The organism is Pseudomonas sp. MD195_PC81_125 (genome assembly GCF_014060985.1).
Taxonomy (GTDB): domain Bacteria; phylum Pseudomonadota; class Gammaproteobacteria; order Pseudomonadales; family Pseudomonadaceae; genus Aquipseudomonas; species Aquipseudomonas parakoreensis.
On sequence record NZ_JABULD010000131.1, the window covers coordinates 1 to 20,716 of the forward strand.

20 protein-coding genes and 7 pseudogenes are annotated in these 20,716 nt (G+C 58.7%); 10 read left to right on the forward strand and 17 right to left on the reverse strand.

The window, feature by feature from the left end; genetic code table 11:
• Nucleotides 1-64: 64 nt before the first annotated feature.
• The gene (locus HT737_RS05805; RefSeq protein WP_182401814.1) at nucleotides 65-1,588 is read right to left on the reverse strand and encodes a nucleobase:cation symporter-2 family protein; all 1,524 of its coding nucleotides are present in this window, start codon (nucleotides 1,586-1,588) and stop codon (nucleotides 65-67) included.
• 253 nt (nucleotides 1,589-1,841) lie between these two features.
• Between HT737_RS05805 and HT737_RS05810 the strand changes: the two are divergent.
• Nucleotides 1,842-2,127: pseudogene (locus HT737_RS05810) on the forward strand (BrnT family toxin).
• Between the two features lie 3 nt (nucleotides 2,128-2,130).
• Nucleotides 2,131-2,464 (forward strand): annotated as a pseudogene (locus HT737_RS05815) (BrnA antitoxin family protein).
• Nucleotides 2,465-2,466: 2 nt separating this feature from the next.
• Here the strand turns inward: HT737_RS05815 and HT737_RS05820 are convergent.
• Both HT737_RS05820 and HT737_RS05825 read right to left on the reverse strand, forming a co-directional pair.
• Entirely contained in the window at nucleotides 2,467-3,294 is an 828-nt protein-coding gene (locus tag HT737_RS05820) for an arylamine N-acetyltransferase (protein ID WP_182401816.1), read from the reverse strand.
• A gap of 100 nt (nucleotides 3,295-3,394) precedes the next feature.
• A complete protein-coding gene (locus tag HT737_RS05825) occupies nucleotides 3,395-4,189 on the reverse strand; it encodes an exodeoxyribonuclease III (protein WP_182401839.1) in 795 nt (264 codons plus the stop codon).
• Nucleotides 4,190-4,418: 229 nt separating this feature from the next.
• Here HT737_RS05825 and HT737_RS05830 point away from each other — a divergent pair.
• A pseudogene (locus tag HT737_RS05830) lies at nucleotides 4,419-4,725 on the forward strand (hypothetical protein).
• Nucleotides 4,726-4,816: 91 nt separating this feature from the next.
• On the opposite strand, the gene HT737_RS05835 reads toward HT737_RS05830, so the two are convergent.
• The 4 genes and pseudogenes from HT737_RS05835 to HT737_RS05850 all read right to left on the reverse strand — a co-directional run bounded on the left by HT737_RS05835 (nucleotide 4,817) and on the right by HT737_RS05850 (nucleotide 8,192).
• Nucleotides 4,817-6,385, reverse strand: coding sequence for a sensor domain-containing diguanylate cyclase (locus HT737_RS05835; protein ID WP_182401818.1), 1,569 nt, complete (start codon nucleotides 6,383-6,385; stop codon nucleotides 4,817-4,819).
• A gap of 223 nt (nucleotides 6,386-6,608) precedes the next feature.
• Entirely contained in the window at nucleotides 6,609-7,133 is a 525-nt protein-coding gene (locus tag HT737_RS05840; RefSeq protein WP_047293179.1) for a hypothetical protein, read from the reverse strand.
• A 147-nt stretch (nucleotides 7,134-7,280) separates the two neighbouring features.
• Nucleotides 7,281-7,391, reverse strand: a pseudogene (locus HT737_RS05845) (PAAR domain-containing protein); the annotation flags it as partial.
• 135 nt (nucleotides 7,392-7,526) lie between these two features.
• Nucleotides 7,527-8,192, reverse strand: coding sequence for a ribonuclease T2 (locus HT737_RS05850; protein ID WP_027611510.1), 666 nt, complete (start codon nucleotides 8,190-8,192; stop codon nucleotides 7,527-7,529).
• 165 nt (nucleotides 8,193-8,357) lie between these two features.
• Here HT737_RS05850 and HT737_RS05855 point away from each other — a divergent pair, with 165 nt between their 5' ends.
• The 6 genes from HT737_RS05855 to HT737_RS05880 all read left to right on the forward strand — a co-directional run bounded on the left by HT737_RS05855 (nucleotide 8,358) and on the right by HT737_RS05880 (nucleotide 13,637).
• Nucleotides 8,358-8,828 (forward strand): hypothetical protein, encoded by a 471-nt coding sequence (locus HT737_RS05855; RefSeq protein WP_047293177.1) that lies wholly within the window; start codon nucleotides 8,358-8,360, stop codon nucleotides 8,826-8,828.
• Between the two features lie 102 nt (nucleotides 8,829-8,930).
• Nucleotides 8,931-10,637, forward strand: a complete 1,707-nt coding sequence (locus HT737_RS05860; protein ID WP_182401820.1) for a copper resistance system multicopper oxidase — start codon at nucleotides 8,931-8,933, stop codon at nucleotides 10,635-10,637.
• 11 nt (nucleotides 10,638-10,648) lie between these two features.
• On the forward strand, nucleotides 10,649-11,515 hold the full coding sequence (locus HT737_RS05865) for a copper resistance protein B (protein WP_182401822.1): 867 nt from the start codon (nucleotides 10,649-10,651) through the stop codon (nucleotides 11,513-11,515).
• 30 nt (nucleotides 11,516-11,545) lie between these two features.
• Nucleotides 11,546-11,920, forward strand: a complete 375-nt coding sequence (gene copC, locus HT737_RS05870; RefSeq protein ID WP_182401824.1) for a copper homeostasis periplasmic binding protein CopC — start codon at nucleotides 11,546-11,548, stop codon at nucleotides 11,918-11,920.
• A gap of 3 nt (nucleotides 11,921-11,923) precedes the next feature.
• Nucleotides 11,924-12,793, forward strand: coding sequence for a copper homeostasis membrane protein CopD (gene copD / locus HT737_RS05875; protein ID WP_182401826.1), 870 nt, complete (start codon nucleotides 11,924-11,926; stop codon nucleotides 12,791-12,793).
• 58 nt (nucleotides 12,794-12,851) lie between these two features.
• Entirely contained in the window at nucleotides 12,852-13,637 is a 786-nt protein-coding gene (locus HT737_RS05880) for a transporter substrate-binding domain-containing protein (protein WP_182401828.1), read from the forward strand.
• Nucleotides 13,638-13,769: 132 nt separating this feature from the next.
• On the opposite strand, the gene HT737_RS05885 is transcribed toward HT737_RS05880, so the two are convergent.
• The 7 genes and pseudogenes from HT737_RS05885 to HT737_RS05905 all read right to left on the reverse strand — a co-directional run bounded on the left by HT737_RS05885 (nucleotide 13,770) and on the right by HT737_RS05905 (nucleotide 17,746).
• Nucleotides 13,770-13,985: a hypothetical protein gene (locus HT737_RS05885; protein ID WP_182401830.1), complete on the reverse strand. Its 216-nt coding sequence runs from the start codon at nucleotides 13,983-13,985 to the stop codon at nucleotides 13,770-13,772.
• Nucleotides 13,986-14,087: 102 nt separating this feature from the next.
• Nucleotides 14,088-14,867: an EAL domain-containing protein gene (locus tag HT737_RS05890; RefSeq protein ID WP_041065948.1), complete on the reverse strand. Its 780-nt coding sequence runs from the start codon at nucleotides 14,865-14,867 to the stop codon at nucleotides 14,088-14,090.
• Nucleotides 14,868-15,004: 137 nt separating this feature from the next.
• Nucleotides 15,005-15,154: a hypothetical protein gene (locus tag HT737_RS32590; RefSeq protein ID WP_374011134.1), complete on the reverse strand. Its 150-nt coding sequence runs from the start codon at nucleotides 15,152-15,154 to the stop codon at nucleotides 15,005-15,007.
• A pseudogene (locus HT737_RS32595) lies at nucleotides 15,144-15,494 on the reverse strand (methyl-accepting chemotaxis protein); the annotation flags it as partial. The pseudogene HT737_RS32595 and the gene HT737_RS32590, both read right to left, overlap by 11 nt.
• Entirely contained in the window at nucleotides 15,461-16,294 is an 834-nt protein-coding gene (locus HT737_RS32600; protein WP_374011136.1) for a methyl-accepting chemotaxis protein, read from the reverse strand. The gene HT737_RS32600 and the pseudogene HT737_RS32595, both read right to left, overlap by 34 nt.
• A complete protein-coding gene (locus HT737_RS32605; RefSeq protein WP_374011135.1) occupies nucleotides 16,291-16,941 on the reverse strand; it encodes a methyl-accepting chemotaxis protein in 651 nt (216 codons plus the stop codon). The genes HT737_RS32600 and HT737_RS32605 overlap by 4 nt, the downstream gene beginning before the upstream one ends.
• A 441-nt stretch (nucleotides 16,942-17,382) precedes the next feature.
• A pseudogene (locus tag HT737_RS05905) lies at nucleotides 17,383-17,746 on the reverse strand (DUF6124 family protein).
• 441 nt (nucleotides 17,747-18,187) lie between these two features.
• Here HT737_RS05905 and HT737_RS32610 point away from each other — a divergent pair.
• A pseudogene (locus tag HT737_RS32610) lies at nucleotides 18,188-18,295 on the forward strand (hypothetical protein); the annotation flags it as partial.
• Nucleotides 18,296-18,412: 117 nt separating this feature from the next.
• Here the strand turns inward: HT737_RS32610 and HT737_RS31735 are convergent.
• The 3 genes from HT737_RS31735 to HT737_RS05920 all read right to left on the reverse strand — a co-directional run bounded on the left by HT737_RS31735 (nucleotide 18,413) and on the right by HT737_RS05920 (nucleotide 20,636).
• Complete coding sequence (locus tag HT737_RS31735) at nucleotides 18,413-18,733, reverse strand: hypothetical protein (protein WP_306287174.1); 321 nt, start codon at nucleotides 18,731-18,733, stop codon at nucleotides 18,413-18,415.
• A 177-nt stretch (nucleotides 18,734-18,910) separates the two neighbouring features.
• On the reverse strand, nucleotides 18,911-19,840 hold the full coding sequence (locus HT737_RS05915; protein WP_182401832.1) for a hypothetical protein: 930 nt from the start codon (nucleotides 19,838-19,840) through the stop codon (nucleotides 18,911-18,913).
• A gap of 136 nt (nucleotides 19,841-19,976) precedes the next feature.
• Complete coding sequence (locus HT737_RS05920; protein ID WP_182401834.1) at nucleotides 19,977-20,636, reverse strand: hypothetical protein; 660 nt, start codon at nucleotides 20,634-20,636, stop codon at nucleotides 19,977-19,979.
• Nucleotides 20,637-20,716: the final 80 nt, after the last annotated feature.

Sequence of the window (20,716 nt, forward strand, 5' to 3'; positions counted from 1 at the left end):
GATCTTTTGATCTTCAAACGAAAAAGGCCGAACTACAGTTCGGCCTTTTTCACCCAATCAGCGATCAGACGTGTTCGCTGCTCTTCACCTGGGACTTCGGCACGCCATGCCCATGATCGTGGTCATCAGGCTCGACCACCGGCACTTCCTTGCCGTCGCAATCGTGCAGCTTGCCGTCGCTGAAGTAATCGCCCTCACGCAGCGCCGCCAGGTCGCGATAACGCAGGGTGCGCTCTTCTGCGGCAGCAAACACCGACTGCTGGTCCGAGTTGCCGGCAGTGAAGTGGTTGAAGGTCAGGTTCAGCACAATCGCCATGATCGCCGACGAGCTGATGCCCGAGTGGAAAATGGTCGCGAACCAGCTCGGGAAATGATCGTAGAAGTTCGGTGCGGCAATCGGGATCATGCCGAAGCCGATCGACGTTGCGACGATGATCAGGTTGACGTTATTGCGGTAATCGACCTTCGACAGCGTGCGAATCCCGCTCGCCGCCACCGTCCCGAACAGCACGATACCGGCACCGCCCAGCACCGAGGTTGGCACCGCAGCAATCACTCGCCCCATGAACGGCAGCAGACCGAGAATGACCAGGAACACGCCGCCGGTGGCCACCACGTAACGGCTCTTGATCCCGGTCACTGCCACCAGCCCGACGTTCTGCGCGAAGGCGCTTTGGGTGAACGATCCGAAGATTGGCGCAAACATGCTCGACAGCATGTCCGCCCGCAAGCCGTTGCCCAGGCGCTTGGAGTCGACTTTGGTGCCGATGATCTCACCGACCGCCAGAATGTCCGCCGAGGTTTCCACCAGCGTCACCATGACCACGATGCACATCGACAGGATCGCGGCGAAGTGGAAAGTCGGCATGCCGAAGTGGAACGGCGTCGGGAAGCCGAACATCGGTCCTTGAGCGACACCGGAGAAGTCCGCCATGCCGAGGAACACCGCCAGCACCGTGCCGATCACCATGGCCAACAGAATCGACAGACGCGAGATGGTCGAACTGCCGACCTTGCTCAGCAACAACACCAGCACCAGCGTGACCGCCGCCAGCCCGATGTTCTGCATGCTGCCGAAGTCCGGCGCATGGCTGTTGCCACCCATGGCCCAGCGCGCCGCCACCGGCATCAGCGTCAGACCGATGGTGGTGATCACGATGCCGGTGACCAGCGGAGGGAAAAACTTGGTGATTCGCGAGAACACCGGCGTAATCAGCAAGCCGATCAACGACGCGGCAATCACCGCGCCCAGCACCGACTGGAAGCCGCCCTCCCCGCCACTGCTGACGATCGCGACCATGGTCGCCACACCGGAGAACGACACGCCCTGCACCAGCGGCAACTGACAGCCAAAAAACGGTAGACCCAGGGTTTGCAGCAGTGTCGCCAGCCCCCCCGCAAACAATGAAGCAGCAATCAACAAACCAATGTCCGCCGGCGACAGCCCGGCCGCTTGGCCAATGATCAGTGGCACCGCAACGATACCGCCGTACATGGTCAGAACATGTTGCAGGCCGTAAGCCATATTCGCGCCGACCCCGAGATTTTCGTCCTCGGGCCGTTGGTGTGAAACATGGGGCGTTTTCATGTGGGGGGTTCCCTGGTTTTTGTTATGCGCACACTGTATTCAATACTCGGGACAAATGTCCATAGAGTTGTATACAACTTATCAGTCACATAATGGATAGGTAGCCACCCAAGCTTCTATCCCGCCACCTCTAGCGCCCACAAATCCGGCAACACATCCCCTCCTGCCCCCGGTTCTTATCGCACTAGGCTGAATTATTCATGGCGACCAGCGGTGCACCGGCGCTCTTTTTTATACATATAAAGTATGCATAATGAAGTCATTCGAAATTCAGTACGACAAAAGCAAGAAACGCAGCCAACAAACTCAAGCACAGGGGCGTCAGCCTTGCCGAGACCGAGCCGGTCTTTCACGACGAGCGCGCGCTGACGATCGAGGACAACGACCATGACGAACAGCGCTGGATCACCCTCGGCCTTGATGGCAAAGGGCGTTTGCTGGTGGTTGCGTACAGTTATCGCGAAGCCAACGTCGTACGAATCATTTCTGCACGCGTCGCCACACCGAGCGAGCGTTGCGCTTACTTTCTGGAGGCTTGAACAATGAAAGACGAATACGACTTCTCGCAGGGCAAACGCGGTGCCTTGGCGCCCGCCAAGGGCAAGACCCGCATCACCATCATGCTCGATGACGCGGTCATCGAAGCCGCCCGCAACGTGGCGGAAAACGAAGGCTTCGGTTATCAGACGGTGATCAACAACACCCTGCGCCATGCCCTGCTGGAGGCTGGCAGCAAAACGCAGGAGGCCGAGCCGCCCCACTCCGGGCAATTCAAGAAAGGCATCACCGCCGCCGACCTCAAGAGCCTGGAAAAAAAAGCTGTCGGCGGCGGTCGGTGAAATCCGCCGGGTACTGGAACCGGAGGCAAAGCCTTGAGATCAGGCCGGTACGAGCATCCGCGCCAGCGACTGACACACATGCGGCTGGTCAGGCAAGCTCAGGCCGAACTCCAGCTCCAGCACCTCGATCAACTCATCGACATCCGCCACCTCGCGCCGCTCGCTGTCGGCGCCCATGTGATGAATCGCGAAGCTGCCGTTGTTCAGGGTCCGTCGCCAGCCATCGCCAGTGCGTGCAACCATCAGCCGTTTGGCGAACGGTGACTCGGGATGGGTCGAGACGTACCAGTTGCCGAGGGTGTAATCGATGTCTTCCTGGCGTTGCAGATCAAACAGGTACATCGCGCGCCACTCGCCTGCGACATTGGCGCGCAGCATGTAACCGTCGGCCTGTTTCTCGATGCGATAGGACTCGTGCGGCGTCGGCTGTTCAGCCTCGGTATCGAGCAACAGCGGCGCAGTCGGCACCATGCCGCCAAAGCCGACATCGGTGATGTAACGCTCGCCGTCGATGATCACCAGGCTCAAGCGATGGGTGCGCGCCGTCCAGGTGCCCTCGGGTTGCGCCAGCACCACACGGCCGGAGATGCCACGGGCCTCGAAGCCCAATTCCTGCAACAACGCCAGAAACAGATTATTCAGTTCGTAGCAGTAACCACCCCGGCCTCCGTGGAGAACTTTCTGTTCGACCGACGCCAGATCGATCAGCACCGGTGCGCCCGTGATCGTCGACAGGTTCTCGAAGGGGAAGACGCCGGTATGGCGTAACTGCAGCTGCCGCAGGGTTTCCAGGGTCGGTGCCGGTGGGGCATCGAACCCCAGGCGCTGCAGGTACAACGTCGGATTCGCCAGACGTGGCTCGCTCATTGCTCAGTCCTTTTGCATGTGGCCGCGGATCGCTGTGCCGCTGGCCGACAGGTATACGGGATCGGGCCCCGACTCCGACAATTGATTTCGCCAATCAGCGCTACCGCCGCTTGCGCGAACCGATGCGAATCCAGGTCGGTGCATGGTCGCTGGCGTGCGGTTCGTTGCGCACCCAGGCGTCGACCCCGGCCTCGTGCAGGTAAGGGCTGAGTGCCGGGTTGAGCAGCAGATGATCAATGCGCAGACCGGAGTTGGTTTGCCAATGCTGGCGGAAGTAATCCCAGAACGTGTAGAGGCGATCCTCGGGATACAGATGACGCAGCGAATCAGTCCAGCCCTGATCGAGCAGCCGTTGATAACACTCGCGGCTTTCGGGCTGCAGCAGCGCATCCTTGAGCCAGGAACGGGTGTTGTAGATGTCCATGTCGGTGGGCACCACGTTGTAATCGCCGGCCAGCACCACCGGATGATCGCTGCTTTGCAGATCCTTGGCGTAGCGGATCAGGCGTTCGAACCAGGCCAGTTTGTAATCGAACTTCGGCCCCGGCTGCGGATTGCCGTTGGGCAGGTACAGGCAGCCGACCAGCACGCCGTGCACCGCCGCCTCCAGATAACGACTGTGCTTGTCGTCGGGATCGCCCGGCAGACCACGACGGCTTTCCAGCGGCTGCGCATCGCGAGCGAGGATCGCCACGCCGTTCCATGACGCCTGACCGTGCCAGATCGCGCCGTAACCCGCCGCTTCGAGTTCGGCAGCCGGAAATGCACTGTCCACCGACTTGAGCTCCTGCAGGCAGGCAATGTCCGGTTGCTCGCGCTTGAGCCATTGCAGCAGGTTCGGTAACCGCGCGCGCAAACCGTTGACGTTGAAGGTGACAATCCGCAGGTTTTTCATCGTCCAGGCTCCGGCGAACAAGGTATGACCATTGTGACCCGGTGGCGGCGCCGCTGGTTGCATCGGATCAACCGCCTGCCGCGCAACAGGCGCTCACCTCTGGCCTGATTGCCGCGACCTGCCGCATGCTCAGTAAAGCTCAGGTCGCAACCGCTCGTCAGCCAGGTGGCACCAACGTTCAGGGCCGTCAGACCAAAGTCAGGTAACCGACCCTTTCTGGAGACGTACCATGACATCGCGCAAACTGACTTCGCTGTTGCTCGCCGGGCTGTTGACCTCCGCGTCGCTCGGCGCCTTTGCCGCCAATGACGGGGCAGATTCCTCAGGCACCCAATCCGGTGCGACAAGTGGCACCAACATGCCCCCCAACACCAATCCCGGAGCACCGAAAAACGGCGACAGTACCGATGGCGCCGGCAAGGGCACGGGCACGGGCACTAACAGTGGCACCATGGGTTCGTGGTTCGGGGGCGGGTGGCGGCACCGGTTCGGCCGGCGGCGGAACCGGCGGTGCCGGCGGTGGCACCGGCAGCTGAACGAACAAGCGTGACCGCTGGTGATCCGGCATAAAGCCAACAATCTGTGGCGCGGGAACCTGGCTCCTCGCCACAGATCAGGGGCGGGCCTTTAGCGATCCGAACGCATCAACTCGGCAACCTCCGATTCCAGCGACAACACCGCCGCGCGATTGCGCCCGGCGTTTTTCGCCTGATACAACGCCGCGTCGGCACGCTGGATAAATTCTTCCACGCTGTCGTTGCCGCTGGGCACAAACGCATAACAACCCAGGCTCACCGTGAGGTAGCCGGTCGGCGAACCGCTGTGGGTGATGCGCTTGTCCATCACGCTGCGGCGGATCTGCCCGGCAATCGCCAGCGTGCCGTTGATGTCAGTGTCCGGCAGCAGCACCGCGAACTCTTCGCCACCGTACCGTACTGCCAGGTCAGCCTTGCGCTGGCAACTGTTCTTCAGCACCTGGGCCACCTGGGTCAGGCAATGATCCCCCGCCACATGGCCGTAGGCATCGTTGTAGCGTTTGAAGAAGTCGATATCGAGCATGATCAGGCCGACCGGACTCGACTGCCGTGCACCGCGGGCGAATTCGATGTCCAGCGATTGCTCGAACAGCCGCCGGTTCGCCAGCCCGGTCAGGCTGTCATGAGTCGCAATCTGCTCCAGTGCGCGCTGTGCCTTGCGCAGGTTTTTCTCGATACGCTCACCGTCACGCACCTGATGAATGAACACCCAGCCGAACAGGCCGACGCCGAGAATCACCAGCGCCACAATCACGCTGGACTGAAAGGCCCGCTCGGACCAGCCCTTGAGAATCGTGTCGCGCGAAGAGGCGGACGCGACCACCAGCGGGTAAGCCGCCAACTGCCGGTAGCCATATAAACGCACCACGCCGTCGACCACTGATCTGATCATCGCCGTACCGGCCGGCGCTTCAGGCAGCAGCTTCTGATAGATCTTGCCCCGCGCCAGCGACGAGCCGATCAGGCTTTCGTCAAACGGCCGCCGCGCCAGCAAGGTGCCGTCCTTGAGGCCGAGAAACATGATGCCGCTATCATCGAGGCTGAAGCTTTTGAAGAAGCGGTCGAAGTACGCCATCTTGATCCCGGCCATCAGCACGCCCTGAAAGTTGCCGGCGCGGTCATTGATGCGCTTCGAGATCGGAATGATCCACTCACCATTTTCCCGACTGCGGATCGCCGGGCCGATGTGCGCCACGGTAGAAACATTCTGTTGGTGAAACCTGAAGTACTCGCGGTCGGCCACGCCGTTGCCACGAGGCAGGTCCGGGAACGAGGTAATCACCCACTGCCCCTCGCGGTCGAACAGGAACATGCCATGCAACTGTTCCAGTTGCTGCACCCGGCGGGCAAAGGTTTTTTGCAGGCGTGGTCGCTGCGCGGCGCCATAACCATCGTCCTCGACCCAGTCGGCGAGACTGGTGAGCACCAGATCGGCAGCCAGAAACGTGTCTTCGGCTTGCTGCGCCATGGCTCGGGTCAGGTTGGTGGAGGCGACCTGCGCGTTCGCCAGGTCCTGACGCCGCGTCTGCTCCAGCTGCAAATAAAGCAAGCCGGACAGGCACAGGCACACCGCAACGATGAACAGCGCTGCCGCCTTGCGCAACGGCAGGCGTTTAAGCGTGCCGGGAGTTTGATGCGGTTCGTGAATGGGGATTGGCAAAAACGTGTCCTGGGCAGGTACGACAGGGGCCGCAGCCCGAAACCCTTACTTTTTGTGAGCGTAGCCCACCGGGATGCGCACGGCAAACCCGCCGCGCCAACACACGCCCGCCCCGTTGTATCGGCGCGCGAGGGATTTGGATGAACGCCGCGCCGCGATTTATTTTCAGAGGTCGTTTTGCAGGTGATCGCCCTCGCGTATCTGCGCAGGGCACCGATGACGGCTATCGGGGTTTGTTGATTTCCCGCAGTAGATCCGCGACCGGCAGGTTCATGGTGTTTGAGTAGTAGGGTTTATAGCCGTACGCGGTGACGACGACTTTGCAGGGGATTTGTTGTTTGTTGGCGAGGAGTTGATTCAGCTCTGCCACCGAGAGATTTCTTTCAGAACTCCGGTTGCTTGAAGTTTCACTCAAGAATGCGCGAGTGAGATAGGAAAACTTGGCCTTGTTGTTTTCATTTTTTTCCGAGCGTATCAAACCGGTGGCGGAAAACTGTATGGCTTTGCCTACTGAGAAATCATGATCATCCGCCAATGCACAATGAAGCATGCCCGAAATCACCCCAACTCGCTCTCCGCGATCAAAAAGATCCAACACATCAACGTCCGACTGATACCGGATGACGTATAGCAGCGATTTTTCTCTTTCCACAGACTCGAAGCTCAGGTTTGCCGGAGGCTTTACGTGGTTCTTCGCACAACCAGAGCAAATAGCGAGTAAAACGCAAAGGAGTAGCCTGTACATCATGGAAACTCCTTCATGATTGAGTCAAAAAGCATATCGCCTGCCGGCTTGCCCCGGCGATACGGGCAGTAAACAACCCCAAAGCATTTGCATAATTTGTGTCTACATTGACGTTTAATGAAGGGCCAAAGGAGATAAGCCACTTTTCACCAATCCGTCGAAATTCACATTCGGCGAGCCACTGGCAATCGGATTGGTGCCATGTCCCGGGAGTGGGCAGGCGGTCGGATCGGTGACGCGGGCGGCGGGTTTTCCGCTCATGAACAGCTCCTTGCCGTGTTGCGGGTCATCCTATTGGGGGCGCAAGCATGCGTGAATTTCCAGGTTGCTTCAAACCTCCAGGCAAAAAAAGGCGCCCGTTCGAGGCGCCTTTTTCATTCGCGTAAACCGCTCACATCAACGCGACGGCGGCACCCGAATATCCCCCGCTCGGCACTGGGTCTTCACGCCCTTGCCGCAAGCACCGAACTGCAGATCCTTGCCCATGCACACCCGCACTTCCGAGAGTTCCGGGCCGCTGCAGATCACCGCGATGCCATTGGCCGGGATGCCCGGGTTGGCCTTGCGGAACAGGTCGGCGATTTCCTGGGCTTCGAAATAATAAGAGGAACTGAACGGCTGCAGCTCTTGCGGGATCTTCACCGCGCCCACCGCTTTGTCCGCCTCATCCAGATAGCCCATCGCGCCCAGACCGCTGCAAGTGCCGTGCTTGGACCATTCGTGATCAAGCAGTTTTTTGGTCGGGAACAGCGTCAGACCTTTGGTCGTCTCCGCCGCCGACAGCGTGGTCAAGGGTGGGCAGGATTCCGGCCAGCCGCCATTGGCATATTGCGGCCACAAACCGTGCAGCACGAAGCCATAACCCTTGCCGGAACATTGCACGTCATCTTTGTGAGTGAGGCAAAAGGTCGGCGACCAGGACAGCGTCAGCAGGTAGTAATCGAACTGCCCCGCCACTGCTTCCGTTTGCACCTTGCTGGCGTTCGACTGACGCGCCGAACTCAGGCCGATGCTACCGGCCGTCAGCGCGATCAGCGCCAGAATTGTAAACAGCTTTTTCATGTACCCGCTCCTTGGGACGCCTGCGTCCGTGTTTTTTGATGCTGGCCAGACTTGACCAGCGCTGATTTCGCCATGCTTGTGTTGCAAGCGCATGACGCAAGGCAAGACCGTACGCCGTTGAAAGGTCTACGATTAACAGGCAGACATCAAACCAAGGGATCCGAAATGAGTAAAGCAGACGAACTCGCCGCCAAACTCAAGCAAACCCGGCACACCCACGCGGATGCCGCGCTGGAGATCGATTGCTGGCCGGCGCAGGTCTACGATCTGTACCACCGCATCGAGGCCTGGCTGCAGCCAGTCACTGAAGTGGGCCTGAAAATCCGTCGCAACCCGACCCACGTTTGCGAAAGCTCACCTGATGGCGAAAGCCACGATTACGCGATCGACCAACTGGTGATCGAAGCCAACCAGCAAACCCTGACCTTTGATCCCATCGCCCGGTTTACCGAGGACGGCGCCGGCCGCGTACAGATCACCCTGCCGGACCGCAACACCTCCCTGCTGCGCACCGTCGATGAACATCATGAAAGCCATTGGTGGTTGCAAACGGTGGAAACCGGACAGGAGCTGGATGCGATTGCGCTGACCGAGAACAATCTGTTGCAGGTGGTGCAGGAAGGGCTCGGCCTGTAACGGGAACGGTCAAACTGTCAAAACTGTAATCCCGCCCTCAGCCAACTGAAAGCCAGCGCTGGTTAGCCTCCCCGTCATGTTTCAAACGGGGACTTCCAGCGCATGCCTTCCAACACTTCAAGACGCACCTTCGTCAAAGGCTTCGCCGCCGGCGGCCTGCTCGGCGGCCTCGGTCTGTGGCGCGCGCCGGTCTGGGCGCTGAGCGGGCCAGGGCAGATCAATGAGCTGAGCGGCAGCGAGTTCGAGCTGTTCATCGGCGAAACCCCGGTCAACCTCACCGGCAGCCCGCGCACTGCGCTGACCATCAATGGCAGCCTGCCCGGTCCGCTGTTGCGCTGGCGCGAAGGCGACACGGTGACGCTGCGGGTGCGTAATCGGCTCAAGGACAGCACTTCGATTCACTGGCACGGCATCCTGCTGCCGGCCAACATGGACGGCGTGCCGGGTCTGAGTTTTCACGGCATCGAACCGGGTGGCGCGTATGTCTACCAGTTCAAGGTGCGGCAGCACGGCACTTACTGGTATCACAGCCACTCCGGCTTGCAGGAACAGGCCGGGGTCTACGGGCCGTTGGTGATCGATGCGAAAGAACCGGAGCCGTTCCACTACGACCGTGACTACGTGGTGATGCTCAGCGACTGGACCGACGAAGACCCGGCCAGCCTGATGAAGACCCTGAAAAAGCAGTCCGATTACTACAACTACCACAAGCGCACGGTTGGCGATTTCATCGACGACGTCAGCGACAAAGGCTGGGGTGCCACCGTCGCCGACCGCACGATGTGGGCCGAAATGAAGATGAACCCCACCGACATCGCCGACGTCAGCGGCGCCACCTACACCTTCCTGATCAACGGCCACGCCCCTGATTCGAATTGGACCGGCCTGTTTCGCCCCGGCGAAAAACTGCGCCTGCGCCTGATCAACGGCTCGGCCATGACCTACTTCGACGTGCGCATACCCGGGCTGAAAATGACCGTGGTGGCAGCGGACGGTTTGCACGTCAAACCGGTCAGCGTCGATGAACTGCGCATCGCGGTGGCGGAAACCTACGACGTGATCGTCGAGCCCGCCGCCGACGCTTATACCTTGTTCGCCCAGGCCATGGACCGCAGCGGTTACGCCCGCGCCACCCTTGCGTCCCGCGCCGGTCTGACGGCCCCGGTGCCAGCGCTGGATTCGCGCCCATTGGTGACCATGGACGACATGGGCATGGGTGGCATGGACCACGGCTCGATGGACATGAGCGACATGGCGGGCATGGACCACTCGGCGATGGGCCCGATGCAATCGCACCCCTTCAGCGAAAAAGACAATCCGCTGGTGGACATGCAAGCCATGACCCCCACACCGAAACTCGACGACCCCGGCCTCGGGCTGCGCAACAACGGTCGTCGCGTGCTGACTTACGCCGACCTGCGCAGCACCTTCGACGACCCGGATGGCCGCGATCCCGGGCGCACGCTCGAGCTGCACCTGACCGGGCACATGGAGAAGTTCGCCTGGTCGTTCAACGGCATCAAGTTCTCCGACGCCGAACCGCTGCGCCTCAAGTACGGCGAGCGCATCCGCCTGGTGCTGGTCAACGACACGATGATGACCCATCCCATCCACCTGCACGGCATGTGGAGCGATCTGGAAGACGAAAACGGCAACTTCCAGGTGCGCAAACACACCATCGACATGCCTCCCGGCACCCGTCGCAGCTATCGGGTCACGGCCGATGCATTGGGCCGCTGGGCCTATCACTGCCATCTGCTTTATCACATGGAAACGGGCATGTTCCGCGAAGTGCGGGTGGAAGAATGAAGGGGCTGATGATGACTCGACTTGCAGCGTTCTCCGTGCTGTTCATCAGCGCCTCCGTCATGGCTGCCAACGACATGCAAGGCATGGATCACAGCCAGATGCCCGGCATGGATCACTCGATGCAGAGCATGGACGACGGCATGATGCAGCCCGCCGCGCCGACAGAAAGTCGCACGCCGATCCCGGTGCTGACCGATGCCGACCGCGCCGCCGTGTTCGCCAGCCCCGGCGGCCATCAGGTGCATGACAGCGCGATCAACAGCTACTTCCTTGCCGACAAACTTGAATGGCAAAACGCCGATGACGGCAGCGCTTTGGCCTGGGATCTGTCCGGCTGGATCGGCGGCGACATCGATCGCCTGTGGCTGCGCTCCGAAGGCGAACGCAGCAACGGCAAGACCGAGGACGCCGAGCTCCAGGCATTGTGGGGTCATGCGATTTCGCCGTGGTGGGACGTGGTCAGCGGCGTGCGTCAGGATTTCAAACCCGGCGCCGCACAAACCTGGGCCGCGTTCGGTCTGCAGGGCATGGCGCTGTACAACTTCGAGGCCGAGGCCACGGCGTTTCTCGGTGAGGGCGGACAAAGCGCGCTGCGGCTGGAAGGCGACTACGACATTCTGCTGACCAACCGGCTGATCCTGCAGCCCACCGCCGAACTCAACGCCTACGGCAAAAACGACCCGCAACGGGGCCTCGGTTCCGGCCTGTCGAACACTGAAGCCGGCCTGCGCCTGCGCTACGAAATCCGCCGCGAATTTGCGCCGTACCTCGGCGTGACGTGGAACCGCACCTACGGCAACACCGCCGATTACGCCCGCGAAGAAGGCGAAAGTCGCAGCGAAGCACGCCTCGTACTCGGTGTGCGGCTGTGGTTTTGAATCCCATTAAAAAACAACCCGGAGTCTTGCATGCGCACATTGAATATCACCTTGGCACTCGCCAGCGGATTGCTCTTGAGCAGCCTCGCCCAGGCCCACCCGAAACTGCTGTCATCAACCCCGGCCGAAGGTGCTGACGGCGCAGCGCCGGACAAGATCGAGCTGCACTTTTCCGAAAACCTGTTGACCCGGTTCTCCGGCGCCAAACTGGTGATGACCGAGATGCCCGGCATGGCCCATTCACCGATGCCGATGAAGGCCAGAGTCAGCGCTGGCAGCGACCCGAAATCCATGCTCGTCACCCCGCTCGCGCCGTTGCCTGCCGGCACCTACCAGGTCGAGTGGCGCGCGGTGTCGTCCGACACGCACCCGATCACCGGCAACGTCACGTTCAAAGTGAAGTGAGCGATGGCTGAACTGATCAACATCGTTCTGCGCCTGGCGTTGTATGTGGATTTGCTGCTGTTGTTCGGGGTGGGGTTGTTTACGCTGTACAGCGCCAACGCCGACCTGCGCTCTGGCCCGATGCTGCGTGGACTGGCGTTGATCGGGGCACTGCTGTCAGTGGCTGGACTGGTGCTGATGACAAGCACCATGAGTGGCGAAACCGAACTCGCCGCGCTCTGGCCGCATCTGCAGATGATGCTGCTGGAAACGGACGTCGGGTTGGCGTGGGCGCTGCGCATGATTGCGCTGATCGTGGTGCTGATTCAGCCGGGGAAGTGGCTCGCGTCGACGGCCGGCGCGGTTGTCCTCAGCTCCCTTGCGTGGAGTGGGCACGGGGCCATGGACGAGGGCTCGCTGCGGTTCTGGCATTTCCTCAGCGACATCCTGCATCTGCTGGCGGCGGGTGCGTGGTTGGGCGGGATGCTGGCGCTGGTGTTGCTGGCGCGGGGTCGCGTGGATGAAGCGCGGATTCGCCTGCTGGCCGAGGCGGTGAAACGCTTCGAATGGGTCGGCGCGACGATTGTGCTGACGCTCTCAGTGAGCGGCGTGGTGAATTACTTGTTCATCGTCGGCCCGAGGCTGGATGACGTGCTGCTCGGCACTTACGGCGTATTGCTGGCGATCAAGGTCGTGCTGTTTGCCGGGATGCTGGTATTGGCCGCGCTGAACCGCTTCCACCTTGGGCCGGCACTGGAGCGATCGCTACGCGATGGACAGCACGTCATCGCGGCGAACGCACTCAGACGCAGTGTGCTGCTGGAACTGGGCATGGCCCTGCTGATCGTGGCGCTGGTGGCGTGGCTCGGCACGTTGAGTCCGGACGCGGGATGACACCCGCGAAGGCCTTTCACTACACTGGCTCACCGTCCTCTGCAGAAGCCCGATGTTCATGACCATTCTAAAAAGCACGATGATCCTTTGCGGCGCGCTGACCCTGGCCGCAGGTGTGCAAGCCCAGGAAGCCACTTCGCACCTCGACAGCATCCAGCAACAAGGCCAACTGCGCGTCTGCACCACCGGCGACTACAAGCCCTACACCTTCAAGCGCGCCGACGGCGAATTTGAAGGCATCGACATCGCCATGGCGCGCTCGCTGGCCGACAGCCTCGGGGTCAAGGTCGAGTGGGTGCAGACCACCTGGAAAACCCTGATGCCGGACATGCAGGCCGGCAAGTGCGACATCGGCATGGGCGGGATTTCGGTGACGCTGGAAAGGCAGAAAAAAGCCTTCTTCAGCAACACCCTCGACAGCGACGGCAAGATCCCGCTGGTGCGCTGCGCCGACCAAGCCAAATATCAGACCATCGAGCAGATCAACCAGCCAGACGTACGTCTGGTGGAACCGGCCGGCGGTACCAACGAAGCCTTCGTCCACGCTTTCCTGCCCAAGGCCCGACTGGCCCTGCACGACAACGTGACGATCTTCCAGCAACTGCTCGACAACAAGGCCGACGTGATGATCACCGACGCCTCGGAAGCGCTGTATCAGCAGAAACTCAAACCGGGGTTGTGCGCAGTGAATCCGCACCAATACATGCAGTACGGCGAGAAAGCTTATCTGCTGCCGCGTGATGACATCAGCTGGAAGCTGTACGTCGATCAGTGGCTGCATCTGAGCAAAGTCACTGGCAGTTATCAGAAGGTCATTGGTGAGTGGCTGGCAGTGCCGCAGTAATCGTCCAGGCACAAACAGTTGTGGCGAGGGAGCTTGCTCCCGCTGGACTGCGCAGCAGGCCTTCTTTTGAGGCGCCGCTTCGCGCCGCAGCGGGAGCAAGCTCCCTTGCCACAGGTTCAGCCTCGATTTTGATCAATCATCATGCAACATCCCGGAGCTGTACTGATTCAAGCTGCCGCCAATGCTGTTGCCGCCAAACTTCAGGGTCGTGGCATGACTGCGCCCTTCGGGCGACTGACAATCCGCAGAAAAACAACTGGTGGTGGTCAAGCCACCGGCGCCCGAACAGGCACTCAATACCGAGACAGTTGCAGCGATCAACAGCACTTTGACGACAGCGGCGCGCATGGTATGGCTCCCCTTGGGATGATCTTGTGCAAGCATCCTAGGCGTTCAGCGCGCCCGGCAAGATGAAACCTGGCTGATCGACAGCACGGGTTCAGCTTCGCATCACACCGTCCGCCACGCCCCGGCCGGAATCTGCGCCATCGCCTCGAACGCCGGTTTGGCGAACCAGAATCCCTGCATCAGATAAATCCCGCAATCAGCGAGAAAATCGCGCTCTTCCGGATGTTCGATGCCCTCGGCAATCACCTCGATCCCCAGTTCGGTACACATGCCTACCACGCCCCGCACAATTGCCTGACGTACGCGGTCGCGGTGAATACCGCGTATCAGCGCCATGTCCAGTTTGATCAGATCCGGTTGAAAGTCCGCCAGCAGATTCAGCCCGGAATACCCCGCACCGAAGTCATCGATGGCGGTCTTGAAGCCAAACTCGCGGTACTCGCGCAAGATATTCATCAAGTGCTTGTTGCTTTCAACGTGCTCGCCCTCGACCGCTTCGAAAATCAGCCGTTCAAGCGGAAACGCATGCGCACGCGCCGCCTCCAGCGTGCTGCGGATGCACAGGTCCGGGCGATAAACCGCGTTGGGCAAGAAGTTGATCGAGAGAAAACCGGTGAGGCCCAGCTGCGCAGCGGTGGAGATTGCCCGCACGCGGCACAGTTGATCGAAGCGATAGCGGTTCTGGTCATCGACCTGCTGCAGCACCGACAGCGCCCCTTCGCCCTGCACGCCCCGGACCAACGCCTCGTGGGCGAAGGTCGATTGATCACGCACATCGACAATCGGCTGGAACGCGAACGAGAACGCCATGTCGGCCTCGCCTTTTTGCCGGCAGCCTTGGCACCCCCCGCTGGGCTGGGGGAAAATGGGTGTATTGGTCATGACGCCCCCTGAGAGCGGGTTGCAACCATCCATGGCCCAGAAAAGAATCACTGCACGGACCGGGTGGCGCCGCGTGGCGGCCCCCCGCTTATACAGGCTGACCGGTCAATTCCGGCCAAGTTCATTGCGAAATGCCATCAGGTGCGGAAATGCGCCGTCATGCGTTGCAAGTCCTGCCCCAGCGACGCCAGCTCAAGGGTCGCGGCAGCACTTTCTTCGCTGGCGACGGCCGACTGATCAGCCACATCGCGCACGCTGACGATGCTGCGATTGATCTCATCGGCCACCGCACTTTGCTGCTCGGCGGCGGCAGAAATCTGCAGGCTCATTTTGCTGGATCGTACCGATCGACTGGTTGATCTCGGTGATCGCCTGCTCGGCCTTCTGCGCCAGCTCCACGGTATCCAGCGTGCGTTCGCGGCTGGATGTCATCAGTGTAGAGGCCGCTTGCGTGCCCTGCTGCAAGGTGACAATCAGCGCTTCGATTTCCTTGGTCGAATCCTGGGTGCGCTGCGCCAGCGAACGCACTTCATCGGCAACCACCGCAAAACCACGGCCCTGCTCCCCCGCCCGCGCCGCTTCAATCGCCGCGTTCAGCGCCAACAGATTGGTCTGCTCGGCGACAGCTTGATCACATCGATGACCTTGCCGATCTGCTCACTGTCCTGGGACAGCACGTTCATCGCCGCGCCCAGGTCCTCGATTGCCACCGACAGTTCGCTGATCTGCACAGTCGCCTGCTTGACCACCGCACTGCCGTGACGCGCCTGCTGATCGGCCAGGGTCGCGGCGGCCGATGCGTCGGTGGTGTTGCGTGCGACCTCCTGCACCGTCGAGGCCATTTCGTGCATCGCCGTGGCGACCTGATCGACCTCGACTTTCTGCTGACGCACACCGGCGCTGGTCTGCTCACTCATCGCCGAAAGCTTCTCGGCCGACGTCGAAATATGCGTCACGCCGTTACCGATCCCCTGCACCAGTGTGTTGAGACTTTGCGCCATGTCCTGCATCGCGTTTTGCAGATCGCCCAACTCATCCTTGCGGCTGGATTTGGCTTGTACCGTCAGATCGCCCTTGGCAATCCGCCGCGCCAGTTCCACCGTCAGCGCCAGCGGCCCGGTGATCTGCCGCGAGATCAACACCGCAGCCAACAAACCGACTACCAGCGCCAGCACGGTCAGCACGGCAATCTGGATAAAGGCACGATGTTGATCGTCTCGCGCCAGACGCTGCTGGGTGTCCATCAGCCCGGTCATGATGCTGTCCATCGCCTGGCTCTGTTGATCCACCTGCTGGCGCAGGCTCTGCTTCTGCTCGAACAGCGCGGCAACCTCCACCAGCACCTCGCGATACCGCCGGATCCCGGCCTGCGCCTCTTCAAGCTGACTCGACAGGGCCGCCGGCAACCCGCTGCGCGCCTTGCTCATGTCGGCCAGGAAGGCATCAGTGGTGTCCAGCAGCACTTTTTTTGTTTGGCCTCGCTCGGCACCGCGATATAACGCCGCAGCATCAGACGAAACATCGTCATGCCATTGCGCAGATCCGCCACCGTGCGCAAGTCCGCCACTCGCGCGCTGTCGGCTGACGCCAGCGCACTGGCCGTGGTGCTCTCGAACAGCCTGTTGAAGGTCTCGGCGTACTTGTCCGACATCGCTCCCAACGGTTTCAGCGCATCGCTGGTCGCCTTGTCCGCCTCGACCAGACGCTTGACCTGCTGATCGTAAGCCAGCGTGGTGTCCTGCAAACGCTTCAAGGCCTGCTGGTTTTCCGCCCGCGTCAGGGTCTGCAAGGCCTTGGCGATCAGCCCTTGCAACACCGTCAGCCGCGACTGATAAGCCTCGGCAAACGCCGCATCCGCCGCCGCCTCGTACTGCTTCTCCGACAACCGCATGTCCTGCGACGCATCGTTGAGGGTGCCGATCAGACGCGTGGTGTCCAGGCGATCCACCAACACATTGCTGCTGCTGTAGCCAATGAAGGCCACCGCCCCCACCGCCAGCAACAGAACGCCAAACCCGGCCCCCAACTTTCGAGAAACCTTGATGTTGCCCAGAAAACTCGATGCTTCTGCCATGTTCAGCCTCTAACGCCCTGACGCGATTCAACGTCAGGCACAAAAAATTTATCTCAGGCAACCGCAATTGCCGCTCATATTCGGGGGGCGTCATCCTGAGCAAATGGCGGACAGCTCCAACTGTCCCGGCTGCAACAGACTGACGCGAAAAACCGTACCCACGGCGCACGCACCAGCGGACAAATCCAGGGTTTGCGCTGGATTTATCGTTTCAGCAGAGGTGTTGGAGCAGATGCTATAAATTTTGGGAAAAGTTGTACAACTTTATATTTTTGTATAATCGTTGAACTTTTTTGAGCGCGTGATGACGCATTGCCATCATTTTTTGTGGCACATCGCTATTGCTGCGAAATCAGGCTGAAACCTGCCATTTCGGCGGTTGGTTTGCGCATCGACTGAGCGCCCTCCGCGACCCCGCCGCTTGCCACGGAGGGCAGCGATCTACGCTTTGAGCTCGACGTTATCCAGCGCCTGATTCACCGCCAACTCCCCCCAACATCACCACCTGCGCAATGCCCAGCAGCGTCTTGCGGTGCGAGACATCCAGCAACGCGGCGAAATCGTTGAGCATGGTCGTGGCGGAACCCAGGGATTCACTGGCGTTGGCGAGCAGGGATTCGGTGTCGTAGGCCGGGTTGGCGAGGAACATTGGTCTGGATTGATCACCGCTGGCCATGATCTGGCTGGTTGGGGTGAGGTAGTGATCAAGGGCGCGCTCGGCGGCTTCGTGGAGTTTGCGGGAGTCGAGGGATTCGTAGGGGGATGCGGGGTTGGATTCTGGGGGATTCGGTGTTGGTTTGATCATGGATGAAACTCCTAACACTTTTAGTGAAGGCTTCACCCTTTCGCTACCAAACGAAGGGTGGCGGCCATGAACAGGTTGGTAGACCGGGTGTTAGGAGCCGGCGCGCCCGAAGACGCCCTGTACATGACCACCATAAACCCCGATCGCAAATACGATCGGTGATGGTGACGCTGTACATCTAACACGCGGGCTACCAAACCCGGTCACTGGTTTTCAGTGACCCGAGAACGATAGAACCCACGGTCTAGACGTACAAGCCGGCGGATTCTGTCTTAGGTGTAGGGGGAGGCGCAAGGTGGTGTAGGGCCGGTTCCGTGCTGACCACAACACTTTAAACAGGCTGAATCTCAACTGTTTAAATTGAAGGCGCTGTACCAAGACACGGGTCCAGCCGAGTCTGATAAAGTCGGCACCGGTTCATTCGTTGACAGGGAGTCAAACATGGCAAAGCCAGCCGCACGCATCAGCGATCCCACCAGTTGCCCAATGCCTGGGCACGGCCCCAAAGCTATATCCTCCGGTTCCCCCGACGTATTAGAAAATGGGGTCAATTTATCGACGCCCATACCCATTCTTAAGAACAAATTAATCCGTCACCTTTTTATTCACATGGGCGAGGATCAACATAAGACTCACTTACTTTAAGCCGTAAAAAACCGCTAAACACTACTCATCATACATCGAAATCTCTGCTCGCAATTTATTTGCCGTCACGAACCCCGCCAACTGAACAAACATCACTACGAGAACACTAAAAAGACAAGCACCGCGAACTGACAAAGCTGCCCATATCCAATATTTTACATGTTCAAACTTTTGCAAAAACTCCATATCACCTATGGCACCAACAACAAATGCGACCATCAGAAAAACCACAACCAAAACAACATTTACGATAACTTCGCTTTTCAAATCAGTCAAAGAATTAATAACCATTACATAAGCCGTTGGCTTTCGCTGCTTCAACTTCTTAAGTACATCCTTCATAACGCCTTCGACATAGTTAAAAAAATGCCAAGGAAAGAGCTCCAAAAAAGTGCGCCCAAAACGAAAATAACGGGGTTTACATTGTTAAATAATGGGCTCACCGATCCTGCTGTCCCCCACAACGACAGGTAACAGAGGCTGAAAGATGTCATAAAAACAAACAGCAGACGAACCATTCTAACGCCTCAACAAATCACCTATAGCAGAGTAAACATCAGCCACCATCCGAGCATCGTGAATAGAACGACCCGGCGCAGGCTGTCCAGTTTCAAGTTCCAGTTGATTCTCTTGCATTACCACATCGTCAGAAGGAACATTCAAATCAATTTTCACAATGGCCGATGTGCTTTTATGTACTTGCCTGCCGTTGTGATCGCCTTCAGTCGTGACACTCCATTTTCCTTCCCCTTCCTCAATATAGTCTATGTAATCCCCTACCGGGGAAGCCGGAACTTTTAAATCGCCAAATTCGTTACTCAGAGAGATTTTCACCTCATCCTGACCGAAAAGTTCCTTCATCGCCTTGAGGGCATCACGAGCTTTTATGTTAGTTTCTAAAATGTTTGGAGAAATGAGCTCCAATTCGATTTCAAAAATCTTTCTATGAGATCTGACCACATTCCAAAACTCCCCCCTAACAGTCTTAGGCTCAATAAATATTGAATAATTGAATTCATTTAGAACGGGATCTTTAAGCCCTGCCTGAATGGCATTAGCGATCTGCTCATCCGTGCCAAACCGCCAATCATGCTGCACAAAAATGTACTGATCCACAGTATCAACCACGGTAATCACTGGAACCCAATCATCAGCATCGTGGGCCACTATGTCACCGGGAACCTTATCACCAACTTTAGTTAATTTATGTTTGGCCGTTTTTCCTACCAAAAATCTGCCTTTAGGAAATTCGTCGACAATGGGTTCAGCGTATGAAAATCCTACAAAACTATAGCGAACTTTGTTCTTCACAAACTCACGACCGTCGTCTTGAAGGGCTGTTACCACCACGGCCCCCTTGGGTTTAGGTAAGGGAGAGAAAACAAGAGCACCTTGCTTATTCTCGATCAGCGAGTATCTCAGAACTAGAAACGGCTTAATTCCTTTCACAACACAATCCTTCGACGACGTTAATAAGACTCAAAAAAAGAAAAGAGGAGGCTGATATATTTACTTTTTCTCCGACAGCAAATAAATCCACCCTCTCTCATCAAATCAGCATGCTACGAAGCAATCAATCACTTTATTAAAACGACTCAACAGGCTTTTTGGCCTCAGCCAAAATCTTATTCGCTTCTAAACGAGGAAACGTAAACCGAATAATCATCCCCGAATCCGCACCTTGCCCCGCCATCACCAACTCAGCTGAACGAATATTCTCCGGTGCAGCAGCCAATGCACTAACAGCATTGGTTTGCCCTTTAGCGCTCAGCCCTTCAAGAAAGGTGTAAGTCAGATTCCCAGACGCCAGACCAACCTGTTCAAAATTGGAAATCTTCGTCGTTAGTTCTTCGGTGCTTCTCGACTTTCTCGCGGTATCGAACATATCCAGGATGGATTTTTCATCGCTAAGGGAAACCAGCGTGAATGATTTGGAAAGCCCCGCGATGGCTTTGACATATAGATTCTGATCGAAAGGGCTGATCAGTGAAACCATCATCAGCTTGTCACCGGAAAAGATTAGCGCGACGGTAAATTTCTCTTCCAGGAAATCCACATCGTCGATGCATCTCGCGGTTCCGCCGACGTCTTCGGAGCAGTCGTAGTAACCGGCCGCTTCGGTGAATTTTGCGAGTGGGGTTTGGTAGACGTAGTTCTTGAACAGCTTCTCTTCAGCGAAAGCCCCCTGTGCGGAGGCAAGCATGGCCGCGGCGACGAGAACAGATGATGCGAGTTTTTTCAGCATGGGATCCCTTCCTCACTTTTATTGATAGCCCGATGCTATCAGTCCATTTCAAGGCTGTCTTGCTTAATCCCACACTTGAT